We start from the raw sequence: 19237 nt of genomic DNA, 5'->3' as shown, positions 1-19237 counted from the left end.
GGAAGGGCGGTGTAAATATCACTCGGCGAACGAGATCCTTGTTGGCCGCCAGCGATTGCCATCATTCGGGGAGTGGGGGAGCGGAAGAGCGTTTCGCGTGATCACACTTTTCTCTGTTTAGGCCCGCTCAAATGAGTCAAAAGCCCCTCGTAGTCGATCTCGACGGAACGCTGATGCGCTCCGATGTGCTGATCGAAAGCGCATTCGCATTTTTCAAAGCCGCGCCTCACCGTTTTTATGAGCCGCTGCTCTGGCTGTTGCGCTTTGGCAAGCCTGGGCTCAAGTCGCGTCTCGCGCAGACGACCAATATCGACGTGACGGTGCTGCCCTATGACGAGACGGTCCTGGACTGGCTCAAGCAGGAGCGCGCCGCCGGTCGCCGCCTCGTGCTTGCCACCGCGAGCCATGAGCGCTTCGCGCATGCGATTGCCGATCACCTGAGTCTGTTCGACCAAACCTTCGCGACCAATGGCAACGTGAACCTGAGCTCGCGCAACAAGCGCGATCGGCTGGTCGCGGAATTCAGCGAAAAGGGCTTCGATTACGCCGGCAATTCGCATGCGGACGTTCCCGTGTGGGAGGTTGCCGACCGCGCCTACGTGGTCAACCCATCGGTCGGTGTCGAGCGGGTCGCGCGCAGGCGGGGCAACGTCGAGACCGTCATCGAGACGCGTCCGCCTCGCACCCGGGTGTGGGCGAAGTCACTGCGGTTGCATCAGTGGCTCAAGAACCTGCTGATTTTCTTGCCGCTGTTGGCCGCGCACGAGGCAACGTCGATGCATCTGCTCGCCATGGCCGCCCTCGGTTTCATATCGTTCGGGCTGTGCGCATCGAGCGTCTACCTGCTGAATGATCTGCTCGATCTCGAGGACGATCGGCACCACCCGACCAAGCGTCGGCGCCCGCTCGCGGCAGGAACCTTGCCGCTATGGCAGGGCGCGATGTTGTTTCCGGTTCTATTGGTGATCGGGTTTGGAATCGCCCACGCGTTACTGCCGTACCGATTCACCTTGGCGCTGATCGCCTATTACGCGCTGACGCTCGCCTACTCTTTCTATCTGAAGCGGCACGTCATGGTGGACGTCGTGGCGCTCGCTTGCCTCTACACATCGCGAATCGTGGCGGGGAGCGCGGCCATCGATGCACGGCTGAGCTTCTGGCTGCTCGCTTTCTCGATGTTCATTTTCCTCAGTCTCGCCCTGGTCAAGCGCTTTGCCGAACTGCACCTGCTGCAGGCGCGCGGGCTCGTCACGTCGCGGGGCCGAGGATATGTGGCGGGTGATCTTTCGCTGGTCTCATCGCTCGGAGCGGCGGCTGGCTATCTATCCGTGCTGGTGCTGGCGCTGTATATCCAGGACGCCAACACGCTTTTGCTGTATCGCCATCCCCAGTTCATCTGGCTGGCCTGTCCGCTTCTGCTCTATTGGGTCAGCCGTATCTGGATCATCGCCCATCGTGGTCAGATGCACGACGATCCTGTCGTTTTCGCCGCCAAGGATCGAGGTAGCTGGGCCGTCATCGGGTTGTGCGCTGTCGTGTTCTGGCTGGCCATCTGAAACATGGCGCACGTTCAGTCCTGGGGGCTTTATCCCTATGCGCCGCAGAATCCGCACACACCGGCGTGGCGCGACGGCGTAGCGCCAGCCTGGCGCTCGGCGGCGTCGGCTAGCGGCACGACGCTCGGATTCGGCCAGGGCCGCAGCTACGGCGACAGCTGTCTCGCGTCCTCGGGCCAGGTCGTGTGCATGCGGGGTCTCGATAGGCTCATCGACTTCGACGCGTCGAGTGGCGTGCTGCGCGCCGAGGCGGGCGTCACGCTGGAGACGATTCTCGAGCTCGCGATTCCGCGCGGCTGGATGCTGCCGGTCACGCCGGGAACCAAATATGTGACGCTTGGTGGCGCTGTGGCCAACGATGTTCACGGCAAGAACCATCACGTCCGAGGCACCTTCGGCCGTCATGTGCGCCGCTTCGGCCTGTTGCGCAGCGATGGCAGCGAGCGCGAATGCGCGCCCAGAAACGCGACGGACGCCGAGCCCGATTTTTTCGGTGCGACTATCGGCGGACTGGGGCTCACGGGACTGATCACGTGGGTCGAGATTCAACTGATGCGAATCCGCACGAGCCTGATGGATGTATCGAGCATCCGCTTCGACAATGTCGACGAATTCTTCGTCCTGTCCGAGCGCCTCGATCCGCATCATGAATACAGCGTCGCGTGGATCGATTGCCAGAGCCGTGGCGCGGCGCTGGGACGGGGGATTTTCATGGTCGGCGATCATGCGCCGGAAGGGCCGCTCGCAGTCGAGCGCCGCAAAAAGCACACGGTCCCCATCGTCTCGCCCGTTCCTGTGTTCAACAAACTGACGCTGCGTCTTTTCAACGAGGCGTATTATCGCCGCCAGGCCGCTGGCGAGACCAAGGCGAAGGTCGGATACGATAGCTATTTCTATCCGCTCGACGCGCTACTGCAGTGGAACCGCATCTATGGACGCTCCGGCTTCCAGCAATATCAATGCGTAATCCCGCCAGATTGCGCGCGCGCGGCGATACGCGACGTGCTCGATGCGATTTCGCGCAGCGGCACCGGCTCCTTTCTTGCCGTGCTCAAGCGCTGCGGCGATCTTCGGTCGCCGGGGTGGCTTTCCTTTCCGCGGGAGGGCACTTCGCTGGCGCTCGACTTCCCGCAGCGCGAGGCGTCCAACCGGCGCCTGTTCGATACGCTCGACGCGATCGTCCGCGCGAGCGGTGGACGTCTGTATCCGGCAAAGGATGCGCACATGTCGGGGGAGGATTTCCGCGCGGCCTACCCGCGGTGGACCGACCTGGAGACACTGAGGGATCCTGCTTTGCTTTCTCGATTCTGGGAACGAACGACTCGCTCATGAAGAACATCGTCATCATTGGAGCCACTTCGGCCATCGCTTCGGCCTGCGCGCGTGCATGGAATGGACCGGGTGTACGCTTCGCGCTGGTCGCCCGCAACGCGCGGCGCCTTCAGGAAACCGCCGACGATCTGAAGGCGCGCGGCGCCGGGTTCGTTAGCTGCCACCAGTTGGATATCGACGATCTCGGCGCGCAGGAGGCGGTCGTGCAGGCATGCCGGGCCGCTCTCGGCAGCATCGACATCGTGCTGGTTGCGCCGGGCACCTTGCCCGATCAGCGCGAATGCGAGCGCGACGCAGCCGTCGCGGTGCGCGAGTTCACGACGAACGTCGTTTCGGTGATCGCGCTACTGACGCGTTTCGCTAATATCGTCGAGGAACAGCGCAGCGGCACATTGGCGGTGATCGCCTCGGTCGCCGGCGATCGTGGACGTCCGTCGAACTACCTTTACGGCAGTGCGAAAGCCGCACTTGCCACGTTCTGCGAAGGACTCAATGCACGCCTGAAAAAGGTCGGTGGACATGTGGTGACGATCAAGCCTGGCTTCGTCGCTACACCGATGACGCAGGGCCTGCCGTTGCCCAAGCCCCTCGTAGCGACACCGCAGGCTGTGGCCGCCGACATCGTGAAAGCCGTGGCGCGTCACCGCGACGTGCTGTATACCCCGTGGTTCTGGGCGGGCATTATGCTGATCATTCGCTCGATTCCGCGCCGCATCTTCAACCGGCTGTCGCTGTAATGGAAGCCGGCCGGCGGGCCAGTCGCGCTCGCGCAGGCCGACCGCTTTCAGACAGTCGATAGATCAACGCAACGATACCGTGAATTCATCGGCCAAACCTCTCGCCACCCCCCACCTCGTCATTCTTTATGCAGTCTTCGCGGCCCTGTCGATCGTCGTGAACATCGGCCTGCAAAAGCTGTCGCTGATTGTGTACGAGGGTCCTTTCGACGTCATGCTCTCGGTGGTGGTCGGCACCGGAGGCGGTCTCGTACTGAAGTTCGTCCTCGACAAGATCTGGATTTTTCGCTATCGCCACAATAATCTTTCGCATGGGGTGGCGAGCTTCTTTCTGTATTCGTTGATGGGCGTGGCGACCACGTTCATCTTCTGGGGATTCGAGTTTGGCGCCGACGCCATCTTTCATTCCGAGCCGGCACGCTTCGTCGGGGGCGCCATCGGCCTGACGATCGGCTATGTCGTGAAGTACCGACTCGACAGGCGGTTCGTCTTTGCCTGATGCAAGCGTGCGGCGGCGCCCCGCATCCGAATCATCGTCACTGGACGTCTTCGATCCATGTCCGTCGATTCAAGACCGAATGGCCTCGTCGATGCGCCCGCACCCAAGCGTGCGCCGCGCGTGTCGCTCGATCTCGTCGCGTACGCGCTGCTGTTGGCGGTATCGGTCTTCATCTTTGACGGTTGGATGGGTCTCTCGGCATTGCATCCTTCGCATCTCGAATGGTTGTACCTCGGCGACTACCGGAGGAATCTGGCCGCGCTCAACCTGTTCCGTAGCTCGTCGTGGCAGTTTCCGCTAGGACATATCGAGACGAGCGATTTTCCGGTGGGCGCAAACATCGTGTTCATGGACGGTAACCTGCTATTGGCGATCGTCACGAAGTTGCTCGCGCCGTTCCTCGGCCCGGCGGCGCAGACCTACGGCGCCTGGGTTTATCTGTGCGCGTTGCTGCAATTCTGGTCCATTTATTGGGCGCTGAGGCAGCTCGCAGTCTCATCGGTGTGTGCGTTCCTGGGCGCGCTGTTGATCGGGCTTCTGCCGACGTTTTACTACAGGGTAGGCCATCTCAACCTGTTGCCGCATTTTCTGATCATCATCGGTTGGGGCACGCTTCTGTCCGCGTCGATGACGTCTAGCGACCGGTTGCGCGTTTTTCTCGCGCTAATCGTCTTTTCGGTATTCACGCACTTCTATTTCACGCCGCCTCTCGTGCTGATGGCGGTGCTGACACAGTGGCGTGCATGCAGCTACCGCGCTGATACGGCAACGCTGCGCTTCGTTGCGCGTCAGGCTTGCATCATTCTCGCGCTCATGCTGTCGGCAATGTTCGCGGCCGGCTATTTCCAGCATTTCCGTGATGACAGCAGCGGCTTCGGCTTCTACTCGATGAACCTGAACGCGTTCATCAATCCGCTAGGCGCAGACGGAGAAGATACGTCGAGGTATGTATCGACGCTGCCGACCGGCACTGCCGGACAGTACGAGGGTTATCAATATCTCGGTCTCGGCCTCTTGCTGTTCGTCCTGATGGCGGGTTTCATGCTCGGGCGCCGGATCGTTGCAGGCGTCGACGCACCCGTCTGGTCGCTATGGCTGGCGCTGACGATACTGAGTCTTTCGAATCAGGTCTATCTGGGCTCCTCGCTGGTGTTCGGAATCGAGCTTCCACGCGCGTTAATGGGGCTGGTGTCGCCCTTCCGCGCCTCGGGGCGCTATGGATGGTTCGTGGTCTATCCGGTTTTGCTCGTCGTATTCTCGAACCTCTACCGGCATGTGCGCGCCCGATCGAGCGGATCGTGGCGGTCCGGCATCACCGTGTTCGCGCTCGTCGTCGCTCTGCTCACTGTCGTGCAATTCGAAGATATCAGGTCGGTATTGGTCCTCAGGCGTGGCGCGCCCCCGCCGACGCTGCCGGCCGGGGTTGCAGTGGCCAGGACGGTGGCAGCGTACGTGTTGGCTAGCGGCTTCAGAGGGCCGATCTTTATCGACGTCCCGGACATCGAAACGAACAAGGATGTATTTGCGCCGCTCACTGCCGAGCTGGCAGGGCGGCGCGTAAGCATTTCTCCAGCGCCGAATGTGCGCGAGAACCTGCGCTATTCCGGCCGGGATCACATCCAGGACACGCTGGACGCGCACGGGCTCGTCATCACCCAGTCTTGCGAGCGCGCGCTTACCGCCAGGAAGATCGAGCTTCTGCCAGCGTGGTGCGCGTTCGCGGGCTGAGTGACGGACTCGGTGCCGGGGCGAATCGCATGCTCGTCGCGTGTCAGCGTGCCGGCGGATTCGGTCCCGGAGCCGTCCATCGATACCCAGCGGAATCGGTCGGTAGCTGGCACGTGCGCCGTCCGCGACTATCTCGGCGCCCCGGCAGGGTTGCCCCGTCGGCTATAATCGGCGTTCATTATTACCCATGCTCAACGCGGGGACTTGCGTGAGCGGCTTACTGAAGGAGAAGGACTTGACGAGCGCTGTGGTGACTGGCATTACCGGGCAAGATGGTGCGTATCTGACGCAATTGCTCCTCGAACGTGGCTACGACGTCTATGGCACGTATCGGCGTACCAGCTCGGTCAACTTTTGGCGTCTCGATGAAGTGGGTGTATTGCAGCATCCGAAGCTTCATCTGGTCGAGCACGACCTGACCGATCTCGGCGCAACGATTCGCCTGCTCGAAATGGCCAAGCCGCGCGAGGTGTATAACTTGGCGGCGCAGAGCTTCGTCGGCGTGTCGTTCCAGCAGCCGGCCACTACGGCTGAGATCACCGGTGTCGGGGCGCTGAACGTGCTCGAGGCGATCCGCATCGTCGATCGCTCGATTCGCTTCTATCAGGCGTCTACCTCCGAAATGTTCGGCAAGGTGCAGGCGATCCCCCAAAAGGAAGACACCCCGTTCCATCCGCGCAGTCCGTACGGCGTAGCGAAACTTTACGCACACTGGATCACGGTCAATTATCGCGAGTCTTACGATATTTTTGGCTCGAGCGGCATTCTGTTCAATCACGAATCGCCGCTGCGCGGCCGTGAATTCGTCACACGGAAGATTACGGACTCGGTCGCCAAGATTTCGCTCGGCAAGCTCGACGTGCTGGAACTCGGCAATATCGACGCGAAGCGCGACTGGGGTTTCGCGAAGGAATACGTCGAAGGCATGTACCGCATGCTGCAAGCCGACGAGCCGGACACCTTCGTTCTTGCGACCAACCGCACTGAGACCGTGCGCGATTTCGTATCGATGGCCTTCCGTGCTATCGGCACGGACATCGAGTGGCGTGGCAAGGCGGAGAAAGAAGAAGGGCTCGACGTATCCAACGGCAAGGTACTGGTGCGTGTGAATCCGGAGTTCTATCGTCCGGCGGAAGTCGATCTGTTGATCGGCGACGCCACCAAGGCGAAGGAAAAACTTGGCTGGACGCCACGCACTACGCTCGAAGAGTTGTGCACACTGATGGTCGAGTCGGATCGGCGCCGCAACCAGATTGGTTTCTCGTTCTGATATGCCTATGCGCCGCGTCTTGATCACAGGTGCCCATGGCTTTACGGGCGCTTATCTTCGCGAGGAACTGCTGAGCGCCGGGTATGAGGTGACGGGTACCTGTGTCGGCGATCTTCGGCAAGGAAGCGAGCTGCAGCTCGACATCACGTCGCTCGACGATTGCCGTCGCGTGATCGAGGCGGTCCGCCCTGATTGCATCGCGCATCTGGCTGCAATCAGCTTCGTCGCGCACGAAGTGACACTCGACATGTACCGGGTCAACGTGCTTGGTACGCTCAATCTGCTTCAGGCCTGCGCCGACGTCGGCCACCGGCCGGACAAGATTCTGATTGTCAGCAGCGCGAACGTCTATGGTAATTCCGGCGGCGTGATCGACGAAGGTGTGATCCCGGCGCCCATTAATCATTACGCGGCCAGCAAGCTTGCGATGGAGCATCTGGTCAAGACGTGGTTTGACCGGTTGCCGATCGTGATCGTGCGTCCGTTCAACTACACCGGGCGTGGCCAGGCTGAGCGTTTCCTGATCCCAAAGATCGTTTCGCACTTCGTCAAGCGACTGCCTGTCATCGAATTAGGCAATCTTGATGTGGCGCGCGACTTTTCCGATGTGCGCACGGTCGCGGAGGTCTATCGCGGACTGCTGGAGTCGAATGTCGAATCCGAGGTAGTGAATGTGTGCAGCGGCAAGCCTTATACGCTTCAGCAAGTGCTCGAGGCAGTGAGCGAGGTCTCCGGACACCAGCTCGAGGTGCGTGTCAATCCGGCGTTCGTTCGGGCCAACGAGGTCAGAGTCCTGGTGGGTTCGACCGAGAAATTGCGTCGTCTCGTGCCCGGCGTGCAGCCATTCGACTTTTCCGAAACCATCAAATGGATGGTTGGCGGCGAAGACCCGCGATTGTAAGCGCCAGCGCTGCCTGGCGAGCGGCCGCGCTGGGGAAAGCCAGCAGCGTCTGCCCCGTTGGCGGGTGGCTGGCGCTAAACAGTGCGGACTCATACCATTGCGGCCGTCACGCCGGATGGTAGGCAATCTAGATTCCAGCGCACCGGGGGCATCGCTGCAGATGCCGAACCGTCATTCGCAACAAATTCGAAACACCGTTCAATTGCGGGATGTGGATGCCACCATGTCACGCCTCCAGTTCATGGGCCTAGGTATGCGGGCCGACAACGGCACGCATCATTCACTGTTGAGCGTGGCGACGTTCGTCGAAACCGGGCGCGGCGGCACGACTCGGTCCGTTATTTACCGCTTCTCGGGTTTCTGCCGCTTGCAATTTGTAGCATTGCCACGCTCCGCCAGTGTCAATGCGGCCCTACAATCCCTTCGCTGTGTTCAGCGCCCTACGCCGTACGATAGAATGATTAATTCGTTCGAGGTTAAAGCGGCCGAATGTATGAACCTGGTTTGCGCAACGCGCACCCGTCAAACCCTTGGCCGCACCGATATCAAGACTGCGAAGCGCCGCTTCCAAAGTTGACAGAGAGGAATTTGTGAGTTTGACACCTATCATCCTATGCGGAGGTGCGGGATCCCGACTGTGGCCGGTCTCCCGTGAGCTGCACCCCAAGCCTTTCATTCGTCTTTCGGATGGACAAAGTCTGCTGCAGAAGGCTTTCTTGAGGGCTGTCGCTCTGCCGCATGTGAATGAGGTTCTGACGGTCGCGAACCGCGAACTCTTTTTCAAAGCCGAGGACGAGTTCCGCGAGGTGAATACCGACAATGTGGCCGCGTCGTTCATCTGCGAGCCTTTCGGCCGCAACACCGCCGCTGCGATTGCGGCAGCCGCTCTCCATATCGCCGGAAAGAAAGGCCCGGACGCGGTCATGCTCGTGCTGGCCGCCGACCACCTCATCTCCGACCAGGCCGCTTTTGCGGCTGCCGTCGAGCGCGCAACGGCGCTCGCGCAGGAAGGCAAAATTGTAACGTTTGGTATCCAGCCTGACCGGCCCGAGACGGGTTACGGATACATCGAGGCGGACGGCAACGCGGTCGTGCGTTTTATTGAAAAGCCGCCGCTTGAAACGGCGCGCGAATATGTGGCCTGCGAGCGTTTCTTGTGGAACTCGGGAATGTTCTGTTTCACCGCTGCCGCCATGCTGAGCGAGATGCGTCGACACTGTCCGCAAATCGTCGAGGCGGTTGACGCTTGCATGAAGGTCTCCCGCATTTCCGAGGGCAACGGCTGGACGCAGGTTCAACTCGAACCGAAAACCTTCAGCGCCGTACCGGATGATTCCATCGACTACGCAGTCATGGAGAGTTGTGATAAGGCGGCGGTCGTACCGTGTTCTATCGGCTGGAGCGACATCGGTTCATGGACCGCGCTCAGCGATCTGTGCAAGCCCGATGGCAACGGCAATCGGGTAGAAGGCGATGCGATGCTGCACGACGTCGAGAACTGTTATTTGATGAGCCGCGAAAGGGTCATCGGTGCGGTGGGTGTACAAAACTTGATCGTGATCGATACGCCGGATGCGCTGCTCGTGGCGGACCGGGACCGTGCGCAGGACGTTCGTCACATCTATTCGAAACTCAAGGCCCGCGGCCATGAGGCGCACAAGTTGCATCGCACGGTACATCGGCCATGGGGTACTTATACGGTCCTCGAAGACGCGTCGCGGTTCAAGATCAAGCGCATCGAGGTCAAGCCGGGCGCCAGTCTCAGCCTGCAGATGCATCATCATCGTAGCGAGCACTGGATCGTCGTCAGCGGCATGGCGAAGGTGACCAACGGCGAGAACACGCTATTCGTTTCGACCAACGAGTCGACGTATATTCCTGCCGGCCACAAGCATCGGCTCGAGAACCCTGGCGTGATCGGTCTCGTGATGATCGAGGTGCAGAGTGGCGAATACCTCGGCGAGGACGACATTGTCCGCTTCGAGGACGTGTACGGAAGGGCCTGAGATGGACATAGCAGCAATCGATCGCGGCAAGTCCGACCTTGCAGCTCATAGCGGAAGCGATGACCTGGCGGTCGGAATCAGGTCCGTGCGCGTGTGGGGAACGCTCGGCTGGCACGACATTCGTCAGCGCTACCGCCGCTCGGTCATCGGCCCGTTCTGGTTCACGCTCAGCACGGCCATCATGGTTCTGGTGTTGGGCGCGTTGTACTCGACGCTGCTGCACCAGAACGTCGAGGACTATCTGCCTTATCTGGCCGTGGGGCTGGTCATCTGGGGCTATCTGTCTTCAGTCGCGAACGAGGGCTGCAATGCGTTCATTGGCGCATCCTATCTGATCAAGCAGATACGCATACCGCTGACCATTCATGTGTGCAGAATCGTGTGGCGCAATTTCGTGATTCTGCTGCACAGCCTGCCCGTCGTGGTGGTTCTGCTGATTGTCTTCGGTCGTTGGCCAACCTTCGAGTTCCTGCTGGTGCCTATCGGGTTGTTCATGCTGCTGCTGCATGGCATCTGGGTTGGTGTCACATTGGGTGTGCTGTGTGCGCGTTTCCGCGATATTCCGCCGATCGTGACCAATCTCATTCAGGTGGTTTTCTTTTTTACCCCTGTCATGTGGTCGCCGGAAATCCTGAAAGACCGTGCATGGGTTGCCGAATACAATCCGCTGTATCACCTGATCGAAACGGTGCGTGCGCCGATCACCGGCCGCCCGATCCATTGGGAGTCGTGGGTCTGGTCGATCGGCTTGCTGATCGTCGGCTTTGCTTTTTCGCAGTTCCTGATGCGTCGCGCTCGCAATCGCGTTCCCTATTGGCTTTGATATCGTGAGTTCATCTATTGTTGCCGAGGGAATTTACGTCGAGTTCCCGATTTACGAGAATTCTCATCGTTCTCTGAAAAAGGCTGTGCTGAATCTGACGACGGGCGGTCGCATCGGGCAGGATGCCGGCCATCACGCGATCGTACGGGCTCTCGACGACCTCAATTTCACCTTCCAGGACGGTGAGCGCGTCGGACTCGTCGGGCACAACGGCTCCGGCAAGACGACGTTGTTGCGAACGCTCTCCGGCGTCTATGAGCCGGTGCGTGGCAAGCTGACGGTGCGTGGCAAGATTGCTTCGCTGCTCGATGTGTCGATGGGCCTCGATCCAGATGCCACCGGCTTCGAAAACATCTATCTGCGAGGCGTGATCGACGGTTTGAAGCCGGCCAGGATCCGAGCCAAAATCGATGAAATTGCCGAATTCAGCGATCTCGGCGAATACCTGAATCTGCCGGTTCGAACGTATTCCAGCGGGATGATGCTGCGGCTTGCGTTTGCTATTTCGACCAGCATCGAAGCAGACATTCTGATCATGGACGAATGGCTGAGCGTCGGTGACGCCGATTTCAGCGTCAAGGCTGCGCAACGTCTCGAGACGCTTGTCGGTAATGCATCCATCGTGGTCGTCGCAACGCACGATCCGGGTTTGATCGAGCGGGTCTGCACCCGCAAGATCAGCCTCGAGCATGGGAAAGTGACAGCGGACGAACCGGTGGTTCGTCCGGTGGAAGCGGAAGCTCTGAGCCTTCCGGCTTCGTCCGTTTGACCTGTGTCAAGCGAAAGGCCGCGGCCCGTCCGGGCCGCGTGGCTCGAAGCTTATTCTATTTCGGCTCCTGCTAAACCGGGGCAAAGCTAAGGCATGCATCCATGCGCGCAGATCACCCTCTGGTTCGCTATGGCGAATCGTTGTTTTTGCATCAACCGTTCCGCCTGCTGAAGGGCGTTGCAGGCGCATACGTCGCCTATCCGATTGCCGAAAGCCGGGAACAGCGCAGCGTGCGGCCGAAGATCGCCGAACTCCGTCGGCACTACCAGCTGCCATTCGAAGCGCGGCGCCGCATCGCGCTTGAGCGCCTCACATCGATCCTGCAATTCGCTGGCGAGCACGTTCCTTACTATCGCGATCTGTTTCGCGAAAAGCAGTTCGATCCCATCAAGGCAGGGAAGGACCCGCGCTATCTGGAAGAACTCCCGTATCTGACCAAGGACGTCATTCGCGAGCAGGGCGCACGCCTGTTCTCTCGCCCGCTTGAAGGTACGCGCCATCACGCCTGCAAGACCGGCGGTTCGACGGGATTGTCCTGCACGATCTCTTACGACCAGGAAGCCGCCGACTATTCGTCGGCCGTCACGTTCTACGCGCGACGCCGCGCAGGCAAGCGCGGTTACCGATCCGAATTGCATTTCGCCTGCCGGTTTCCCGACGAGGTCGTGCCCCAATGGCCATCGCGCGAGGATTTCAAATGCTTCGCGATGAACCGCAGCAACATCTTTTTCGATCGGATCGATGACGAAGGACTCGAGGAGATGTGGCGCACGCTCAAGCGACGCAGGCCTTATCTCGCGCATGGCCACCCGTCGACGATGTACGCGCTCGCATGCTATATCGAGCGCAAATACCAAACAGGCAAAGCCTTCGAAATATTCGAATCCAGCGGGGAGCTGCTCGAGGCGCATCAGCGCGAAGTGATCGAAAGAGCGCTGCGCTGCCGCGTGATCAATCGCTACGGTCTGGCAGAGCTGGGCGTGATGGCCTACGAGCTCGATGGACACCAGAACGGTTTCCAGATTCTCGAATCCGAGGGGTGGCCGGAAAACCGTCCGGTCCCCAGCGATGCGGGCGACGGCGCGGACGGCAGGAATGAACTGGTTTTCACCGGTTTCCGAAACCGCCTGATGCCGCTGATCCGCTATGCCACGGGCGACCTCGCGACCGTCGAAGAACGCAGCACCGGTCTGTTCCTGACCGACGTCGTCGGGCGAATTCACGATGTGGTTCCGATCAACGGCGTCGCACATCCGACGCACCATATTCAGGACATGCTCGACCATCGCGTCGGCGGCATCCAGGAGTTCCAGATCGACCTGCGCACTTCTCCGCCGACACTGCGCATCGTGCTCGAACCGTGGGCGAACGAGGAGGATACGACGCGCAAGCTGAAGGGTTACTGGAAGGACGCCTTCGCGATTTCGTATGTCGGTCACGGCGAACTCCTTCGCGTCGGACGCCGGGCCAAATTCCGCCATGTGGTGACCGCATGATCGGCGTACTCCACTCCTGCGCCTCGAAGGCAGCCGGCGAGTATGTGCTGGCCGCACTGCGCCGCTCGGTCAGCTCGACTGGCGCTCGCGCCATTTCGCCGGGCATGTTGCGCGATCTTGGAGCGACGATCGTTACGGCCGTCGACGTTCCCGATGCATGGGGCGATGCGCTGGTGCAATGGTTGGGCAAACCGCGCAACAAGCTCATCGTATTCGGGCGGCTGCCTCTTTCGCTGGCAAGCGAGCTGGGCTGCCAGGAACGCCCCTGGCCGGACGGCTTCCAGCAGGCAGCGCGCAGTCCTTCGGCTCCCAGTCGCGAGACCGCGCAAAGCCGCGCCGTCGTGCGTTATACGAAACGCGCGTCGCAACTTGGCGGGCGCGCGTGGCTCCGGCCGTTCGAGCGCTTTGACTTTGCCGACGAGTGGAACAACCTCGGCTTCGGGGCCATTCGCGCGGACGGCTCGATTTGGGCGACCAGCGCACCGATCGACGCGCCGCAAGATTGCCGTCTCGCTTCGGTGGATATCGACGACGAGCGCGGTTTTACCTATGCCGCGCTGTGGGAACGCGATGCCGCCAGCGTGTTGTGGTTCAACCGGCCAGTTGGACCCATCGATTCGTTCGAATGGCGCCTGGTCGAAAACTTCGTGTCGTCGCATCGGAGCGATCGAACCGCATGCCAGCCTGTGCTCACAGAGATTCCTTGGGGCCACGACGCGGCAATCACTTCACGACTCGATTGCGACGAGGACGTCGAATCGGCACGGCCGCTGTGGAATGCATACCGCCGTCTCGGCGTTCCGTTCTCGCTGGCCGTGCATACGAGCAATCTCGGCAACGAGGCTCATCACAGAATCCTGCGCGAACTGGCCGCCGATCCGCGCGCCGCAATCCTGTCGCATACAGCGACGCACGCGCCGAACTGGGGCGGCTCTTTGGAGGCCGCACTGGTCGAAGGCAGCGAATCCATGCGGCTCATTGAAGAGGTGATTCGCAAGCCGGTGCGGTATGCCGTATCGCCCTTTCACCAAAGTCCGCCCTATGCGCTCGCGGCCCTATCGGATGCGGGCTACGCCGGCTGTATCGGCGGCATCATCCGCAACGACCCCGAGTTCCTGATAGCCCGTGGTGGTGGCCTTGCAGGCCTTCCCGCCGGGTTCATCGGTCATAGCCAGCAAACGATGCTGCATGGCGACTGCATGCTGGCTTCGGGCGACCCGCTCGCGGTATTCAAACAGGCTTTCGATCTGGCCTTCGACAGTCACACGCTATTCGGCTATCTCGATCATCCATTCTCCGAGCGGTATCAATATGGCTGGCCAGACGAGGATGCGCGAATCGAGGCGCACCAGCAGTTCATCGCTTATATGCAGGCGCGGGCTCACAAGCCGCTCTTCATGCACGAAGACGACGCAATGGATTTCCTGCGCGCGAAATCGCTGGCCAATGTGATTGCCGATCACGGAGCGTGGCGCGTGCAGCTTTCGGCGGCGGCGCCGACGCCGTATGGCATGACGCTCGAATGGCGGGGCGAATCGGTGCAAGCCTTGAACGGGACACGCCTGACATGAAAATCATGGTCGTCATGGGGACGCGCCCCGAAGTCATCAAGCTGGCGCCCGTCGTCGCGGCACTGCGCAAGCAGGTCGATACGATCGTGTGCGCGACCGGCCAGCATCGCGAAATGCTCGCGCAGGCACTGGATTTCTTCGGCATCGTGCCCGATGTCAGTGTGGATACGATGAGCCCTGGCAGTTCGCTGAACATCCTCTCGGCGCGTCTGCTCACGGAAATGGACGAGGTATTCTCCCGCGTGCGGCCTGACTGGGTCGTCGTGCAAGGCGATACGACCACGGCGTTTTGCGCGGGCCTCGCGGCGTTTCACCGGGGCATTCGGGTCGCCCACGTGGAAGCCGGCCTGCGTACCGGTGACCTGCAGAACCCGTTCCCCGAAGAAGCCAATCGGAGTCTGCTTGGCCGCATCGTCAGCCGTCATTTCGCACCTACGCAACTCGCGCGGCAAAATCTGCTGCGCGAAGGCATCGACGACTCGAAGATCATGGTGACCGGAAATACCGTCGTCGATGCGATCATGATGGCGCGCGATTCGTGGCAGCGCGCATCGCAGAGTCTGGTGCTGCCTGCGGGCGGCGAGGCAGGCCGCGAGACGATCCTGGTGACGTGTCACCGGCGAGAGAATTTCGGCGACACGCTGCTGGGGATTTGCCATGTGCTACGCACGTTGTGCAGCCGATACGGGCAATACCAATGGGTTTTCCCCGTCCATCTGAATCCCGCCGTGCGCGAGCCGGTCATGCAAGAACTCGGCAACATTCGCAATCTCGCACTGATCGAGCCCGTCGATTACCCGTCCAGCTTGTACCTGATCAGCCGCAGTGCGCTGGTGATCAGCGATTCGGGCGGCATCCAGGAAGAGGCGCCGACCTTCGGCGTACCCGTCGTCGTGATGCGCAGTCATACCGAGCGAAGGGAAGGCGTCGATGCCGGCTTCTCGACGCTTGCCGGTCAGCGTCCGGAAAGCATCGAAGCCGCGGTGATCGACTGGCTCGACGATCCGGAGCGGCGCCGGGCGCTGCGCAACCGGCCGAATCCGTATGGAGATGGTCGCGCCTCCGAACGTATGGTGGCGAGCCTGTTGGATCATGCAGTCGAGGCCTTCAATGGGTGAGGGCGTGCACGCCAGGCGGCGAACGACCGATTGCATTCTGTTTTCGACCGCCGATTGGGACGAACCGTACTGGACGAACAAGCAGCACACCGCGCATATCCTCGCGCAGAATGGCTGGCGCGTGCTGTATGTGGAAAGTCCGGGGCTGCGCTCGCCGAAGGTGTCGAGCGGGAAGGATTGGGCAAGAATCTGGCGGCGGCTGTGGAGCGGCTTGCGTTCGAATTTCGTTGCGCCACCGCAGCGCGAGAAAAACGTCTGGGTCCTATCGCCACTGATGATTCCGGCCAGGCATCACATGCCGATGTTCCGGATGTTCAATCAGGCCTTGCTGAAATGGAGCATTGCCCGGTTCACGCGGAAGCATCGGTTTGCCGATCCGCTCGTCTGGACGTATCACCCTTTCATGCTGGGCGCGATCGAAGACTTGCCGCATGGCGCCTTCGTCTATCACTGTGTGGACGATCTGGCGGCCATCCCGGGCGTCGATGTCGAGGCTTTCGATGTCGCGCAGCAGCAATTGTTGGCGCAGAGCAAGGCCGTTTTCACCACGGCAGTCGCGCTTCGCGATCACTGTCTGCGCTACAACGCCAACACTCATTACTTCTCGAATGTGGTGGATGCGCGCCATTTCGGGCGAGCATTCGAAGGAAGCGAACTGCCGCCCGATGTCGCATCGATCCCCGCCCCCCGACTGATTTATCACGGTGTGCTGTCGGACTTTAAGGTCGACTTTCCGCTGATCCACGAAGCGGCGAAACGGCGACCGGACTGGCAGTGGATTTTTATCGGTGAAGAGCGGGAAGGTCAGCGAAGCGAAATGGTTGCGCGGCTCAGGGCGCTGCCGAACGTTCATTTCCTGGGGTATCGGAGCTATCAGCAACTGCCCTCGTATTTGCGAGGCATGAACGTCGGCCTGCTGCCGACGCTGCTGAACAATTACACCCGGTCGATGTTTCCGATGAAGTTCTTCGAGTACCTCGCGGCCGGGCTGCCGGTCGTCGCGACGCCGCTCGACTTTACGAAGGAACGCCTCGCGGGGCTGGAGGTGGGCGGCTCGCCCGAAGCGTTCATCGCCGCTATCGAGCGGCAGTTGCAACGCGGCAGGCTCGATCCCGTGGAGGCGCGCCAATACGTGGGCGATAATACCTGGGATGCCCGAACCGCTAAAATGCTGGATCTGGTATGGGCCGAGCCGGTCGAGTCGAGCACCGACCCGTTGGCTGGCGACATTAAATGGAGCGTTGAATGACCGATTCGCGTGTACTTATTACCACTTATCCGGCTGCGTTCTTGCATCGCGGCGGCGGTGAGCTCGAACTCGTCGACCTGATGGTGAACCTGCGGCAGCTTGGTGTGCGTGCGGACCTGTATGGCCCGACGGCCCAACCGCTGAACAAATACGACGTCGTGCTGCACTATTCCGTTATCCCAACCGGCATGGAATTCGTTCGCGAAGTCAAGGCGGAGGGCAAGAAGCTCGTGCTGATGCCGAGCCTGTGGTGGTCGAAGGAGCCGTCGCAAGGGGAGAAGAATTCCGCCGCGGCGTTCTTCGCTCTGGCCGACATGATCGTTTTCAAGTCGAAATCAGAGTTTGAGAATGTCAACGCGCACGTTCCCGTCGACCAGTCGAAAGTCGCGTTTTGTCGTTGGGGCGCTGATTCCTGCTTCGAAGAGCTGATCAGCGGCGATCTCTTCAAACAGGCTTATAAGGTCGACGATTATCTGCTGTCGGTCGGTATTATCGAAGAGCGTAAGAACCAGCTTGCGGCTATCCATGCTCTGCGCGACTCCAGAATTCCGCTCGTATTCGTAGGCGACTACCGCGACCGCGAATATTACGAAGCTTGTGTGAAAGCCGCGCCGGCGCACTTCAAGTTCCTCCCGTACCTGGCGCCGAAGTCGGAAATTCTTCGCTCGGCTGTGCGCGGCTGCAAGGCGTTCATCGAAGTGTCGCTCGAGCCCGCCGGCTTCTCCGCGTTCGAGGCGGCGCTGGCACGCGTACCGATGGTGCTGTCGAGCGGGCCGTGGACGCAAGAGCATTTCGGCAACGAACTGGTTCATCAGGTCGATCCGATGTCGACCGAATCGATCCAGAAGGGCGTCGAAGCGGCGCTTAATACGCCGGTGTCGCCCCAGTTGCAGCGCAATGTACACAACCAGTACCTGATGCCGCAATGTCTGGAGCCGTTGGTCCGGGTCTTGCGCGTGCGGTCTTAACCGCGTCTTCAATTCATTCGGCACGGGCTGCCGTGCATCAGATTCATATGAGCGACCAGACAGACGTACGCCACTTCAATTTCCACGCTGACAAGAGGCTGGTTAGCGAGGTCATTGTTCAGAAGGATTCCCTGCGTCATCTCGACGAAATGGGCGTGTTCAACCACATCCGGAAAGAGTCCAATCACCTGCTGGTGACGGACAAGAATGTGGAAAAGCTGTACCTGCGCCGCGTGCTCGAAGGAATCGAGCGCTCGGGGCGGTCGGTGCGTACGTTGGTCGTGCCGGCAAGCGAAGCCTCAAAGAGCTTCAAGATCTACTCTCAGCTGGTCGAGAAGGCGCTCGACTACGGATTCGACAAGCATTCCGTGATCTTCAGTCTGGGCGGCGGGGTGGTGAACAATCTCGCGGGCTTTCTCGCCTCGACGCTGTATCGCGGTATCGGCCTCGTGCATTTTCCGACGAGCCTGCTGTCGCAGGTGGACGCGGCGATCGACTTCAAGCAGGCGATCAACTTCGATCACGGCAAGAACCTGATCGGCAGTTATTACCCGGCGTCGAAGATCGTGGTCGATCCGCTCGTGCTGCGAACGCTCGACGTTCGTCTGATTCGCGACGGCCTTGCCGAAACGATCAAGCATGCGATCTGTCAGGACACCAAATTCCTGTCGTACCTGATGTCCAACAGCGAGCATCTGGTGGATCCGGACTTCCTGACCGAAGTTGTAAAGAAGTCGATTGAACTGAAGCTCGAGGTGATGAGCGGCGATCTCGATTCGGATTACGATGAAACACTCAAGCAATACGGGCACGCGATCGGCCATGCCGTCGAACACCTGTCCGAGGGCGACGTGTACCACGGAGAGGCGATATCGATCGGCATGTGCGTATCGGCGGAAGTGGCATTGCTGCTCGGCTTGTCCGACGAGGAAACGGTCGAGCTACATTACGACGTGTTCCGCCGTATGGGCTTGCCCACCACGGTACCGGAAGCTTTCTCGCTGTCGGATCTGTGGGAAAAAATCCGCTATGACAAGCACTTTTTGAGCGGCAAGGCTTATATGGGTCTCGTCCGGACGGCCGGCGTCATGGCGCCGACCAACAATGGCAACTTCGGTCACTACATTGAGCAATCCGTGATCTTCGAAGCCATCGAAAAGAATCGCCAGCAGGGCCAGCGCGACGCACGGCGCGTCAGCTAACTGCGGTCGACG

17 protein-coding genes are annotated in these 19237 nt (G+C 60.5%); all 17 read left to right on the top strand.

All coding sequences use genetic code 11. The features are described 5' to 3' along the window. Positions 1-131 precede the first annotated feature (131 nt). Positions 132-1556, top strand: coding sequence for a UbiA family prenyltransferase (locus GCT19_RS01610; RefSeq protein WP_152850844.1), 1425 nt, complete (start codon positions 132-134; stop codon positions 1554-1556). 3 nt (positions 1557-1559) lie between these two features. Next, on the top strand, positions 1560-2888 hold the full coding sequence (locus GCT19_RS01605; protein WP_152850843.1) for an FAD-binding oxidoreductase: 1329 nt from the start codon (positions 1560-1562) through the stop codon (positions 2886-2888). Next, positions 2885-3625 carry an SDR family oxidoreductase gene (locus tag GCT19_RS01600; protein WP_152850842.1) on the top strand — a complete coding sequence of 247 codons (741 nt, stop codon included), beginning with the start codon at positions 2885-2887 and terminating at the stop codon, positions 3623-3625. The genes GCT19_RS01605 and GCT19_RS01600 overlap by 4 nt, the downstream gene beginning before the upstream one ends. Before the next feature lie 79 nt (positions 3626-3704). Then, a complete protein-coding gene (locus GCT19_RS01595; RefSeq protein ID WP_321576735.1) occupies positions 3705-4124 on the top strand; it encodes a GtrA family protein in 420 nt (139 codons plus the stop codon). Between the two features lie 57 nt (positions 4125-4181). Then, complete coding sequence (locus GCT19_RS01590; RefSeq protein WP_152850841.1) at positions 4182-5852, top strand: DUF6311 domain-containing protein; 1671 nt, start codon at positions 4182-4184, stop codon at positions 5850-5852. Positions 5853-6087: 235 nt separating this feature from the next. Continuing rightward, a complete protein-coding gene (gmd, locus tag GCT19_RS01585) occupies positions 6088-7122 on the top strand; it encodes a GDP-mannose 4,6-dehydratase (protein WP_152850929.1) in 1035 nt (344 codons plus the stop codon). A 7-nt stretch (positions 7123-7129) separates the two neighbouring features. Continuing rightward, a complete protein-coding gene (locus GCT19_RS01580) occupies positions 7130-8023 on the top strand; it encodes a GDP-mannose 4,6-dehydratase (protein WP_408582365.1) in 894 nt (297 codons plus the stop codon). A 115-nt stretch (positions 8024-8138) separates the two neighbouring features. After that, entirely contained in the window at positions 8139-8600 is a 462-nt protein-coding gene (locus tag GCT19_RS01575) for a hypothetical protein (protein ID WP_152850839.1), read from the top strand. Between the two features lie 13 nt (positions 8601-8613). After that, positions 8614-10029 carry a mannose-1-phosphate guanylyltransferase/mannose-6-phosphate isomerase gene (locus GCT19_RS01570; RefSeq protein WP_321576734.1) on the top strand — a complete coding sequence of 472 codons (1416 nt, stop codon included), beginning with the start codon at positions 8614-8616 and terminating at the stop codon, positions 10027-10029. A 1-nt stretch (position 10030) separates the two neighbouring features. Next, positions 10031-10852, top strand: a complete 822-nt coding sequence (locus tag GCT19_RS01565; protein WP_152850837.1) for an ABC transporter permease — start codon at positions 10031-10033, stop codon at positions 10850-10852. Position 10853: 1 nt separating this feature from the next. Next, positions 10854-11621, top strand: a complete 768-nt coding sequence (locus tag GCT19_RS01560) for an ABC transporter ATP-binding protein (RefSeq protein ID WP_321576738.1) — start codon at positions 10854-10856, stop codon at positions 11619-11621. A 101-nt stretch (positions 11622-11722) separates the two neighbouring features. Then, positions 11723-13117: a phenylacetate--CoA ligase family protein gene (locus tag GCT19_RS01555; RefSeq protein ID WP_152850836.1), complete on the top strand. Its 1395-nt coding sequence runs from the start codon at positions 11723-11725 to the stop codon at positions 13115-13117. Then, positions 13114-14688 carry a polysaccharide deacetylase family protein gene (locus tag GCT19_RS01550; protein WP_152850835.1) on the top strand — a complete coding sequence of 525 codons (1575 nt, stop codon included), beginning with the start codon at positions 13114-13116 and terminating at the stop codon, positions 14686-14688. The genes GCT19_RS01555 and GCT19_RS01550 overlap by 4 nt, the downstream gene beginning before the upstream one ends. Further along, positions 14685-15806 carry a non-hydrolyzing UDP-N-acetylglucosamine 2-epimerase gene (gene wecB / locus GCT19_RS01545; RefSeq protein WP_152850834.1) on the top strand — a complete coding sequence of 374 codons (1122 nt, stop codon included), beginning with the start codon at positions 14685-14687 and terminating at the stop codon, positions 15804-15806. Before GCT19_RS01550 ends, wecB begins: the two co-directional genes overlap by 4 nt. Further along, entirely contained in the window at positions 15799-17055 is a 1257-nt protein-coding gene (locus tag GCT19_RS01540) for a glycosyltransferase (protein ID WP_152850833.1), read from the top strand. The genes wecB and GCT19_RS01540 overlap by 8 nt, the downstream gene beginning before the upstream one ends. Then, a complete protein-coding gene (locus GCT19_RS01535; RefSeq protein WP_152850832.1) occupies positions 17052-18023 on the top strand; it encodes a glycosyltransferase in 972 nt (323 codons plus the stop codon). Before GCT19_RS01540 ends, GCT19_RS01535 begins: the two co-directional genes overlap by 4 nt. A gap of 47 nt (positions 18024-18070) precedes the next feature. Continuing rightward, on the top strand, positions 18071-19225 hold the full coding sequence (locus GCT19_RS01530; protein WP_152850831.1) for a 2-deoxy-scyllo-inosose synthase: 1155 nt from the start codon (positions 18071-18073) through the stop codon (positions 19223-19225). The last annotated feature ends 12 nt before the right edge of the window (positions 19226-19237 follow it).

Source organism: Paraburkholderia atlantica (assembly GCF_009362785.1).
Taxonomy (GTDB): domain Bacteria; phylum Pseudomonadota; class Gammaproteobacteria; order Burkholderiales; family Burkholderiaceae; genus Paraburkholderia; species Paraburkholderia atlantica.
The sequence above is the reverse complement of the archived record's forward strand: the minus strand, read 5'-3'. Positions and strand labels throughout refer to the sequence as shown.

What these genes read in the sequence shown, in the direction of transcription:
- GCT19_RS01610 (WP_152850844.1), top strand. Translation starts at nt 132, where the DNA reads ATGAGTCAAAAGCCCCTCGTAGTCGATCTCGACGGAACGCTGATGCGC.
- GCT19_RS01605 (WP_152850843.1), top strand. Translation starts at nt 1,560, where the DNA reads ATGGCGCACGTTCAGTCCTGGGGGCTTTATCCCTATGCGCCGCAGAAT.
- GCT19_RS01600 (WP_152850842.1), top strand. Translation starts at nt 2,885, where the DNA reads ATGAAGAACATCGTCATCATTGGAGCCACTTCGGCCATCGCTTCGGCC.
- GCT19_RS01590 (WP_152850841.1), top strand. Translation starts at nt 4,182, where the DNA reads ATGTCCGTCGATTCAAGACCGAATGGCCTCGTCGATGCGCCCGCACCC.
- GCT19_RS01580 (WP_408582365.1), top strand. Translation starts at nt 7,130, where the DNA reads ATGCGCCGCGTCTTGATCACAGGTGCCCATGGCTTTACGGGCGCTTAT.
- GCT19_RS01575 (WP_152850839.1), top strand. Translation starts at nt 8,139, where the DNA reads ATGGTAGGCAATCTAGATTCCAGCGCACCGGGGGCATCGCTGCAGATG.
- GCT19_RS01565 (WP_152850837.1), top strand. Translation starts at nt 10,031, where the DNA reads ATGGACATAGCAGCAATCGATCGCGGCAAGTCCGACCTTGCAGCTCAT.
- GCT19_RS01555 (WP_152850836.1), top strand. Translation starts at nt 11,723, where the DNA reads ATGCGCGCAGATCACCCTCTGGTTCGCTATGGCGAATCGTTGTTTTTG.
- GCT19_RS01550 (WP_152850835.1), top strand. Translation starts at nt 13,114, where the DNA reads ATGATCGGCGTACTCCACTCCTGCGCCTCGAAGGCAGCCGGCGAGTAT.
- wecB (WP_152850834.1), top strand. Translation starts at nt 14,685, where the DNA reads ATGAAAATCATGGTCGTCATGGGGACGCGCCCCGAAGTCATCAAGCTG.
- GCT19_RS01540 (WP_152850833.1), top strand. Translation starts at nt 15,799, where the DNA reads ATGGGTGAGGGCGTGCACGCCAGGCGGCGAACGACCGATTGCATTCTG.
- GCT19_RS01535 (WP_152850832.1), top strand. Translation starts at nt 17,052, where the DNA reads ATGACCGATTCGCGTGTACTTATTACCACTTATCCGGCTGCGTTCTTG.
- GCT19_RS01530 (WP_152850831.1), top strand. Translation starts at nt 18,071, where the DNA reads ATGAGCGACCAGACAGACGTACGCCACTTCAATTTCCACGCTGACAAG.